The organism is Methanobrevibacter sp. 87.7 (assembly GCF_002208625.1).
GTDB lineage: Archaea > Methanobacteriota > Methanobacteria > Methanobacteriales > Methanobacteriaceae > Methanarmilla.
In genome coordinates, this window is the sequence record NZ_MRCT01000066.1 from 1 (window position 1) to 10,041 (window position 10,041).

At 24.9% G+C, this 10,041-nt stretch carries 11 protein-coding genes; 5 read left to right on the forward strand and 6 right to left on the reverse strand.

Annotated elements, in window-relative coordinates:
* Nucleotides 1-239: 239 nt before the first annotated feature.
* From BGI41_RS04460 to BGI41_RS04480, 5 genes are all read left to right on the forward strand, one after another.
* On the forward strand, nt 240-419 hold the full coding sequence (locus tag BGI41_RS04460) for a hypothetical protein (RefSeq protein ID WP_088539030.1): 180 nt from the start codon (nt 240-242) through the stop codon (nt 417-419).
* 103 nt (nt 420-522) lie between these two features.
* Nucleotides 523-1,071 (forward strand): UbiX family flavin prenyltransferase, encoded by a 549-nt coding sequence (locus BGI41_RS04465; RefSeq protein ID WP_088539040.1) that lies wholly within the window; start codon nt 523-525, stop codon nt 1,069-1,071.
* 141 nt (nt 1,072-1,212) lie between these two features.
* Nucleotides 1,213-1,779, forward strand: a complete 567-nt coding sequence (gene cbiT / locus BGI41_RS04470) for a precorrin-6Y C5,15-methyltransferase (decarboxylating) subunit CbiT (protein WP_088539031.1) — start codon at nt 1,213-1,215, stop codon at nt 1,777-1,779.
* A gap of 180 nt (nt 1,780-1,959) precedes the next feature.
* Nucleotides 1,960-2,598 (forward strand): molybdenum cofactor guanylyltransferase, encoded by a 639-nt coding sequence (locus tag BGI41_RS04475; protein WP_088539032.1) that lies wholly within the window; start codon nt 1,960-1,962, stop codon nt 2,596-2,598.
* Nucleotides 2,599-2,959: 361 nt separating this feature from the next.
* On the forward strand, nt 2,960-3,802 hold the full coding sequence (locus BGI41_RS04480) for a fumarate hydratase (protein ID WP_088539033.1): 843 nt from the start codon (nt 2,960-2,962) through the stop codon (nt 3,800-3,802).
* Nucleotides 3,803-3,972: 170 nt separating this feature from the next.
* On the opposite strand, the gene BGI41_RS04485 is transcribed toward BGI41_RS04480, so the two are convergent.
* The 6 genes from BGI41_RS04485 to BGI41_RS04510 all read right to left on the reverse strand — a co-directional run bounded on the left by BGI41_RS04485 (nt 3,973) and on the right by BGI41_RS04510 (nt 9,801).
* A complete protein-coding gene (locus tag BGI41_RS04485) occupies nt 3,973-4,770 on the reverse strand; it encodes a phosphate uptake regulator PhoU (RefSeq protein ID WP_088539034.1) in 798 nt (265 codons plus the stop codon).
* 48 nt (nt 4,771-4,818) lie between these two features.
* The gene (gene pstB / locus BGI41_RS04490) at nt 4,819-5,571 is read right to left on the reverse strand and encodes a phosphate ABC transporter ATP-binding protein PstB (RefSeq protein ID WP_088539035.1); all 753 of its coding nucleotides are present in this window, start codon (nt 5,569-5,571) and stop codon (nt 4,819-4,821) included.
* Nucleotides 5,572-6,453, reverse strand: a complete 882-nt coding sequence (gene pstA, locus BGI41_RS04495; protein ID WP_088539036.1) for a phosphate ABC transporter permease PstA — start codon at nt 6,451-6,453, stop codon at nt 5,572-5,574.
* A complete protein-coding gene (gene pstC, locus BGI41_RS04500) occupies nt 6,450-7,325 on the reverse strand; it encodes a phosphate ABC transporter permease subunit PstC (protein WP_088539037.1) in 876 nt (291 codons plus the stop codon). Before pstC ends, pstA begins: the two co-directional genes overlap by 4 nt.
* 300 nt (nt 7,326-7,625) lie before the next feature.
* Entirely contained in the window at nt 7,626-8,453 is an 828-nt protein-coding gene (locus tag BGI41_RS04505; protein ID WP_088539038.1) for a phosphate ABC transporter substrate-binding protein, read from the reverse strand.
* A gap of 451 nt (nt 8,454-8,904) precedes the next feature.
* A complete protein-coding gene (locus BGI41_RS04510; RefSeq protein WP_088539039.1) occupies nt 8,905-9,801 on the reverse strand; it encodes a PhoU domain-containing protein in 897 nt (298 codons plus the stop codon).
* Nucleotides 9,802-10,041 lie beyond the last annotated feature (240 nt).

The following is a 10,041-nucleotide window of genomic DNA, read 5'->3' on the forward strand; positions in this document are numbered from 1 at the left end:
TACTAAACCATATACACTAAAAAACTATAATAAAATATATTTTTTAGATAAAAAAATAAAACATAAGTATTGAAAAATTTATCTAATAAAATATAAACATATAATAGTTAATCTAATAAATTTAAGATATTAAAAAACCATATAAATCAATTAAAATTTAATAAAATTTAAAAATAACAATAATATTTTTAAAGTAAAAAAATATATATTATATTATAAAAGAAGATGGAGTTAAAACCATGAAATGTAATAGTTGTATTTTTAGAAAAATCATAAAAAATGGAAACAAAACACAACAAATTTGTGGATACACTGGAATCCAAATTGACCCAGTATACTCTTGTGAAAATTGGCAATTAAAACCACGTCACAAATCTAAATTACAAAAAAATCATAGAAGAACTTTCAGAGATTATTAAATAAGTAATTTTTTAAATTACTTTATAATCTTTTTTAAAAACTATTTTTAAACATTATATAAAAAATTAAAATACTATTTTTCTAACTGGAGAATATATAATGATGATAATTATTGCTATAACTGGCGCAAGTGGCGTTACATTAGGATATAGATTACTACAAGTTTTAAATAATTTAAATATAGAAACAGGTTTATTAATTAGTGATGCTGCTAAAACAATAATTAAACATGAATTAGAGGAATCTGTAGATGATATTATTAAACTTGCAGATAACTATTATGAAACTGATGATCTTACTGCTAGTATAAATAGTGGATCATTTAAATTTGATTCATTAGTTATTATTCCATGTTCTATGAAAACACTATCTGCAATTGCAAATGGATATGCAGGAAATTCCATTACAAGAGCTGCAGATGTTGCACTAAAAGAAAGACGTAAAACAATTATAGTACCTCGTGAAACACCACTTAGAACAGTGCATCTTGAAAATATGACTAAATTATCTAAAGAAGGTGCAATTATATTACCACCAAATCCTGGATTTTATTCAAATCCTAAAACTACCGATGATATTATAGATTTTATAGTTGGAAAAGTTCTAGATTCACTTGGAATTGAAAATAATTTATATAAAAGATGGAAATAGCTTTAAAACAAACTACTATTTACATTAGCTTTAAATACATAAAAAAAATAAAAAAATAGCTTTAAAATAATTAAAATAAGCTAAAATATAAATTAAAAAACAACACATGATAAAAATAAAAAACACAAAAAGGTGAAAATTATGTTTGAAGATTCAGATTTTATTAAAAACTGTGAAGTTCCAGGTCCAACAAAAGAAGTAATAAGAGCATTACTTGTATATGAAGCAGACATTAAAAAAGATGATATAGTAGTAGATGTTGGTTGTGGAACTGGTGGATTAACTGTTGAATTTGCATCAAGAGCAAAACATGTTTACTCAATTGATAAAAATCCCCTTGCAATAGATGTTACAAAAGCAAATTTAAATAAATTATTAAAAACTGAAGAAAACGTAAGTCTCATTAACAAAGATGCAATAGATGCACTTGAAAATATTGATAATATAGATATTGCAATGATTGGTGGAAGTGGAAAAGAACTTTATCCTATATTAGATATAATTGATGATAAATTAAATCCAAAAGGAAGAATATTTATTACTGCAATACTTTTAGATACTAAAGTTGAAGCTATTGATAAACTAAAAGAATTAGGTTACAATCCAAAAATGATGGAAATTAATGTAGCTAAAGGAAGAGTTTTAGATAGAGGAACCCTTATGAAAGCTGAAAATCCAATAAGTATTATTTCAGCACATAAAAATTAAATAACTTATTTTTTTATATTTTAAAATAAACTCTTTTTTTACAATAATTTAAAAAAAATCAAAATACAAATTTAACACAAAAAACTCTTTTTTTATAATAATCTAAAAAAAATCAATTATAATAATTAATATATCTAATTAAACAAATAGTATAACAATTATATAAAAAAGGTATTAAAAATGAAATCTTGTATATTATTATGTGGAGGAAAAAGTAGAAGAATGGGGCAAGATAAAGGATCTATGAGGATTCATAAAAAACCTATGATAATACATATACTTGAATCATTAAACAATGAAATAGATGAACTTGTAATTGTTTTAAATAGTAGTAAACGTATCAAGCAATATAAAAGATTAATTACACAAAAAGATTATAATTATAAAATTTATTTTGCAATAGATGAAATAGAAGATAAAGGACCATTAGTAGGTATTATGACTGGATTAAAAAATATCCATTCAGATTATGCACTTGTACTTCCTTGTGATTCACCATATATTGAAAGTGAATTTATATACACTATGTTTGATACACTTGAAATCTTAAATGAAACAAAAGATGAAGAAATTAATGCAGTTATACCATATCATTTAGGACCAAGAGATGCAGAAACTATTAAAAAAGCAGAACCATTACATTCTATTTATAATAAAAAATTTATTCCAATAATAGAAGAATACATAAATAAAGATGTTTTAAGAGTAAGAGTAATAATGAGAAATCATAAATGTTATTATATTCCTATTGATAATCATTTAATAAATGAAATTAATTTTAGAAATTATAATAGACCTACAGATATTGATAAAGATTAAATTTTATATCTTTATTATTTTAATTATTAAATATTAAAACTTATTTTAAATAGATTAAAATAACTATAAAAAACTAATTTTAAAAAAAAAACTAATAAAAACAATAAATACTAAAATAAAATAAAAAAACTAATTTTAAAAATAAATAAAAAAATAGCTATAAAAAAAATAAAAAACTAATTTTAGAAAACAATAGATATAAAAAAATTATTAATAGAACATTAAAATTATAATAATATTAATTTATAAATAAAAACAATAAAAAGTATAGAAACTTATTTAGTTTTTTAAAAATAAATACAATAATTATTTTTATTAAAATTATATTTTTATAATTCAAACATAATTTACTGATGATAATATGATAAGTGAAAAAACTATTGAAAACACTGTTTGTCAACTTTATAAAGAAGCAGTTAATGATCTTAATGAAGATGTTGTTAAATCATTAGAAAATGCTCTTAAAAATGAAGATGATGATTTAGCTAAATTAAATATTGAAGCTATATTAAAAAATATTAAAATAGCTCATGAAAAACAAATTCCTATGTGTCAAGATACAGGTCTTGGAATAGTTTTTGTTAAACTTGGAAATGTTCAAGTTGAAAACCTTAAAGAAGGAATAAAAAAAGGAGTTGCAAAAGCAACAAAAGACGTACCTCTTAGACCAAATATTGTAGATCCATTAACAAGAAAAAATTCAGGAAATAATATAGGAATCGGAATACCTTATATTAATGTTGAACTTACAGATACTGATTATCTTGAAATAACTGTACTTCCAAAAGGATTTGGATCTGAAAATAATAATAAACTTAAAATGGCACTTCCAAGTGAAGGAAAAAAAGGAATAAAAGATTTTACAGTACAAACAGTTCTCCAAGCAGGAGGTAAACCATGTCCACCAATGATAGTTGGTGTAGGTGTTGGAGGTACATCTGATTTTGCTATGAAACTTGCAAAAGAAGCATTAATTGAAGAAGTTGGAAAACCTAACGAAGATCCAGAACTTGCAGAATTAGAAAAAGAAATTCTCGAAGAAATTAATGCAAATGGAAAAGGCCCAATGGGTCTTGGTGGTAAAACCACTGCACTTGATGTAAAAATTAAAAAAGTTGATACACATACTGCTGGTTTACCTATAGGTGTATGCATACAATGCTGGGCAAATAGACATGCAACTAAAATATTAAAAGATGAGTAAATTAAATTAAAAAAATTAGTAGAATATTAGTTTTAATACATTAATTTTTTAACTAAATAAAAAATATTTACATAATAAAAAATAGCTAAAAAACACCAAAAATAAGAATTAAAAATAAAACAAAATTAAAAAAAATATAAAAAAATAAGATGAAAAATATTCATCTTAATTTAATCTTCTTTTTCATCATCTTTTTTATTAAATATAGGTTTATTATTTTCTTTTTCAACAAATTCAGGAATATCTTCCTTTACAAAAGGTTCTTCATCTTCATGATGAGGTTGATTAGTTGGTCTTCTAAGAGTAATCATGTAAATAGTTCTAGAACCAACAGCTACAGTACGGTCTGCAATACGCTCTAAGAACCTTGCAATGAAAATAATTTGAACAAAACACATAACATCATATTGTGAACTATCAGAAGCAATATATTTAACACATGAATTTAAAATTTTATCAAATAAATTATCGATTTTATCATCATCTTCACTTAATTCACTTGCCATAGTAATATCGAAATTTAAAAATGCACAAATACATTTAGTGATCATTACTTGAGTATAATCAGCCATATATGATAATTCATCGATTAATTCACTAAGTACTTCAAAATCATTTAATTTTTCAATAGCTTCTGCAATATTAGAATCTAAATAACCTATTCTTTTTAAATGACTAATGTTCCTTACAGTAGATTGAATATATAATAAATCAGAAGCAACAGGTTGTTCTGAAGCTAAAAATTTAATACATTCTCTTTCTAAATCAAATACTGCAAGATCTATTTCTTCACTATTAGCTAAAATTTCTGTTTTAACATTATCATTATATTCTTTTAATAATGAAATGACTAAACGAGTATTATTTACAACTTTTTGGCCAATATCTTTTGTTTGTTTATAAACCAATTCAACTCTATCTTTAAAATTTGAACTTGGATAATCTTTTATAGTGTAATCTTCATCCATAAATTATAACCCCTTTAATGAGAAATTTTATTTAATTTAGACATTTTTCTATCCGAATCTTCCAGAAATATATTCTTCAGTTTTTTCTTCTTTTGGATTAACGAATAATTCTTCTGTTGGACCATGTTCAATAATTTGACCATTTAAGAAAAATGCAGTTGAATCTGAAACCCTTGTTGCTTGTTGCATATTGTGAGTTACAATTACAATAGTGAACTCTTTTTTAAGTTCAGTCATTAAATCTTCAATTTTTAAAGTTGAAATTGGATCAAGAGCAGAACAAGGTTCATCCATAAGAATTACTTCAGGTTCAATAGCAACTGTTCTTGCAATACATAATCTTTGTTGTTGACCACCAGATAATCCAAGAGCAGATTGGTCAAGTTTATCTTTTACTTCATCCCAAATAGCTGCAGATTTAAGTGCTAATTCAACTTTTTGTTTAATATAGTCTTCATCATCAATACCATGAATTCTAAGACCATAAGCTACATTTTCAAATATTGATTTTGGAAATGAATTTGCTTTCTGAAATACCATTCCAACTCTTTTTCTTAAATTAACTACATCTACATTATCATCATATATTTCAGTATCATCTAAATATACATTACCTTCATGATGAAATGTAGGAATTAAATCATTCATCCTATTTAATGTTCTAAGAAATGTTGATTTACCACAACCAGATGGACCAATAAGTGCAGTAATTGAATTTTCAGGCATTTTAAGGTTAACATCATGAAGAATATGTGCATCACCAAAATACACATTTAAATTTTCACTTCTAATTTTATCCATTTAACGTTCCCCCATCATTTTTTCTTGATATCTGTTTACTAAGTAATTTGTTATGAAAGTAATTGCTAAAACAATTACTACAAGTACTGCTGCAGTACCGAATGCATTTTGCATAGATACTCCTTCAGTTGCAAGTACATATAAGTGAAGTGGTAATGGTCTACCTGGATCAGTGATAAAAATTGGAGTAGTAATAGCAGAACCTACACAGAACATAACTGCTGCTGCTTCAGATATAGCACGAGTTAAACCTAAAATAACACCAGTAATAATTCCAGGAATTGCTGCAGGTAATATTACTCCTACAACGGTTTGCCATTTTGTAGCACCTAAACCATAACTACCTTCTTTATATAAACTAGGAACTGAGGATAAAGTTACTTCTGCAACTTGGAATATTGTTGGAAGTGCCATAATAGCTAATACTAAACCTCCAGATAAAACAGAATATCCTAAGTTTAATGAAATAACAAAGAATTGGAGACCAAATAAACCAAATATAATTGAAGGGATTGAAGCAAGTATTTGAGCACCAAATCTTACAATATCTACAATTTTTCCTTTAGAAGAATATTCAGAAATATAAATTGCTGCACCTACTGCAAGAGGAGTTGCAATAACAACAGCAATTGCGGTTACATATAAACTAGATATAATCATTGGGAAAATTCCACCAGATTTACCTGAATCAATTGGATTTGAAAGTAAGAAATTCAAATTCAATGAAGGAAGTCCTTTAATAACTATATAACCAATAATAACAATTAAAATTAATAATGTTAAAATTCCTGAAAATACAAAAACTACATTCATAATTTTTTGTGATGTTTTAGAAGACATTTTTGAACCAGATTTTTCAATTTCCTCTTTTACTGAATTCATAATGTTCCACCTCCAACATCCATTTTGTATTTACGTTGTACATAATTTGTAATGAGAAGTAATATCATAATTACTATAAATAAAATTACACCAGTTGCAAATAATGCATTGTAGTGAAGACCAGTAGCATAACCCATTTCAAGTGCAATGTTAGAAGTTAATGTTCTAACAGGAGCGAAAATAGATGATGGAATTTGACTTACATTACCTGCTACCATAATTACTGCTAAAGTTTCCCCAATTGCTCTACCCATACCAAGTATAATACCAGTTACAATACCAGGTAAAGCTGCAGGGAAAATAATTTTTCTAATTGTTTGCCAATTTGTTGCACCTAATCCATAAGAAGCTTCCCTATAAGAATTTGGAACAGCTTTTAATGAATCTTGTGAAACAGAAATAATTGTTGGTAAAATCATAATTGCTAAGATAATACCTGATGCGAATATACTGAATCCAGTACCTCCAAAAGTAGTCCTAACTCTAGGAACAATTACCATTAAACCGAAAAAACCATATACTACAGATGGAATACCTGCTAAAGTTTCAATAACTGGTTTAAGGAATTTCCTTATATTGTTTGGAGCTACTTCTGCCATAAATATAGCACATAATAATGACAATGGAACAGCAAGAAGAAGTGCAAAGAAAGTTACATATAACGAACCAACAATCATCGGAAATACTCCGAATATATTATTATTAGGATCCCACTTTAAACCTAATAAAAATTTAAAAAATCCATAATCTGCAAATGCTGGCCATCCTTCAACAAAGATAAAAGCCATTATGAGAAAGATTACGAAAATTGAAAATAAAGCTGTTATTAAAAGTATGCTTTTAATACCAGTTTCTTCAGTACTATTTGTCATATTAAACCTCTCTAATAATGTCATGAAAATATGACTAAAATATTTCAACTAGCTTAATACACAATAAGCTAAAAAAAATTAAATAAAAAAAGTATATTTATTTTAGAAATTATTTAAAAATGAAATATTTAATATTAGCATATTATAAAAAAAAATAAAAAAGTAATAATCGAATGATTATTAATTTTAATTAATATCCATTTTATATTATTATTCAAACTAATGGAGAAGAATATGGTTGATTGTTAAATAACTTCACAATAAATAACTTTTAATATTTTTTACTTAGTAGTTTAAAACTTATTTATTACTAGTTTTATTGTTTGATTTAACAATTTTTTCTTCTTTAATAACTTTTTGACCTTCAGGACCTTGTACCCAATCTAAGAATTCTTGAGTATCTTTATTAGGAGTTCCTTTAACTAAGAATAAGAAAGGTCTTTGTAAAGCATATGAACCGTCTGCAATAGTATCATCAGAAGGAGCTACTCCATCAATAGAAAGAGCTTTAACATCAGATGACATATGAGCATAAGATATGAATCCAATAGCATTAGGGTCTTGTTTGACAGATTGTTTAACTGCTTCAGTAGAACTTTGTATTACTGCATCAGATTTAATTTTGTCATCACCCATTACTAATTTTTGGAATACATCTAAAGTACCGGATCCATCTTCACGACGAATAACGTTGATTTTACCATCAGATCCACCTACTTGATTCCAATTAGTAATTTTACCTTGGAAAATTTGTTTTAATTGATCTTTAGAAAGAGAACTAACAGAATTTTTATTGTTAACTGCTACAACAACACCGTCTTGACCAAGGTTAATTTCAGTTAATCCTTGTTTTTCATTATCTTTTAATTCTTTGGAACTTGTTCCAATATCTGCAGTACCTTGTTGAGCACTTTTAATACCTACACTAGATCCTCCACCTTGAACATTAATTTGAGCATTAGGGTGAGAAACCTTATATTTTTCTACTAATTTTTCTGCTACAGGTTGTACTGAAGTAGAACCTACAATTTCAATTTTATGAGAACCACCATTAATTGCATAGTAAGCTCCTAAAAGTACAAGAATAACAACTATTATAAGAATAATCTTTTTTGTTTTTCCTTTCATTTTTTAACACACCATTTAAAATAAAATGAAATTTAAGATGGGTTTTAGAGGAATTATTTAATGAATATATTAATAAATATAAGATAATCAAATTTCTTAAACTTCATTTAATTAAAAATACAAGATTGAAACTATGAAATTTTTTTTCAACCTCAAATAAAAGTTAAATTTTGTTACATATAAAGGTTATCATTTTGTGTAAAAAAATTCCTATTATGTGAAATTTTTAAAAAATCTTAAAAATTATATGAAAAAAAATTCACATAATGAGAAAAACGAAATAATTAATAAAAAAATAAAATATACAAAAAAATAATTAAACATAATAAATTAATAAAAATGATTATAAAAAATAAAATTATTAAAACAAAATATAAAAAATTATAAAAAAAATTAAACTAAAAAAATCAATAAAAAATAAGCAAAAAGTATAATAAAAAAATAAAAAAAATTAAGAACCTTCTCGAAATGTACGAGGAGTAATTGTACGTGGAATATTTTTATGGAATTCTCCTGCAGTATCAGAAATTTCTACAGAAATATCACCGATTCTTTCAAATGCTTTAACAACCCTAGATAAATAAATATAATAATTAGAACGTTCTTTATCATCAAAAGATGTTTCTGCCATTTGAGTTGCAATTTGACCAATAGAAATTTTCTGTAACTCATGAATATGCTCTTTTAAATCCATAATTTCCCCTTTAAGTTCAATATTACCATTTAAAAAAGCATCCATAGAATATTCAATCATTTTATCATTAATTTGATACATTTTTTTAATATACTTTAACATCTCTTCATCTGCTTCATAAACATCATTAACAACGAATTTAGCAATATGACCACAATAATCACCAATACGCTCAAGATCATATGCTATTTCATTATAAACAACAGTTTTTGAGAAATGAGATTGTTGATTAATACTTACAACAGTCTCAACAGATGTTCTAATTTTTTCAAACATATTATTTGTAGTATAATCCATTTTTAAAGCTTCTTCTGCTTTATCATAATCATTTTCCAATAAAGACTCAACAGATAACTTTAATTCATTTTGAACATGAGTTTTCATACTACTTAACATACCTGTAATTAACATATTACCAGAATGTTGAGGAGAATTAATATTATCTTCAAAATTTTCAGCAATTTTTTCATACTTATCTAAATCAATCATATATGCTCTTTTAATTGTTCCATCATTAACTAAAGGTCTAATTAATTGAGTAACATAACGACGTGTGATTCCTAATTTATCGGCAATTTCTTGTTGAGTAGCGGGATTTTCATACAGTATAATATCCAAAATATCTTTCAAAGTTCTATTACCTTTAGAAACCATATTATCACCCTTTTTTACATTATGTAAAATAAAAAAAATAAAATATAAAAAGTTCATATAATAGGAACTATTATTCACAATTATATTTATACAGCAAAACATTTAAAGTTTATCATAAATTTATAAAAAAATTTTATAAAATTTTTAGAATTTTTAAAAAAAATTAAAAAAATAACAAAAAATAGATTAAAAATAAATCTATAAAAAATTAATAAAAAAATAAAAAAATTATATGAATTA

What these genes read in the sequence shown, in the direction of transcription:
- pstA (WP_088539036.1), bottom strand. Translation starts at nt 6,453, where the DNA reads ATGAATTCAGTAAAAGAGGAAATTGAAAAATCTGGTTCAAAAATGTCT.
- pstC (WP_088539037.1), bottom strand. Translation starts at nt 7,325, where the DNA reads ATGACAAATAGTACTGAAGAAACTGGTATTAAAAGCATACTTTTAATA.
- BGI41_RS04485 (WP_088539034.1), bottom strand. Translation starts at nt 4,770, where the DNA reads ATGGATGAAGATTACACTATAAAAGATTATCCAAGTTCAAATTTTAAA.
- BGI41_RS04505 (WP_088539038.1), bottom strand. Translation starts at nt 8,453, where the DNA reads ATGAAAGGAAAAACAAAAAAGATTATTCTTATAATAGTTGTTATTCTT.
- BGI41_RS04480 (WP_088539033.1), top strand. Translation starts at nt 2,960, where the DNA reads ATGATAAGTGAAAAAACTATTGAAAACACTGTTTGTCAACTTTATAAA.
- BGI41_RS04465 (WP_088539040.1), top strand. Translation starts at nt 523, where the DNA reads ATGATAATTATTGCTATAACTGGCGCAAGTGGCGTTACATTAGGATAT.
- BGI41_RS04475 (WP_088539032.1), top strand. Translation starts at nt 1,960, where the DNA reads ATGAAATCTTGTATATTATTATGTGGAGGAAAAAGTAGAAGAATGGGG.
- cbiT (WP_088539031.1), top strand. Translation starts at nt 1,213, where the DNA reads ATGTTTGAAGATTCAGATTTTATTAAAAACTGTGAAGTTCCAGGTCCA.
- pstB (WP_088539035.1), bottom strand. Translation starts at nt 5,571, where the DNA reads ATGGATAAAATTAGAAGTGAAAATTTAAATGTGTATTTTGGTGATGCA.
- BGI41_RS04510 (WP_088539039.1), bottom strand. Translation starts at nt 9,801, where the DNA reads ATGGTTTCTAAAGGTAATAGAACTTTGAAAGATATTTTGGATATTATA.
- BGI41_RS04460 (WP_088539030.1), top strand. Translation starts at nt 240, where the DNA reads ATGAAATGTAATAGTTGTATTTTTAGAAAAATCATAAAAAATGGAAAC.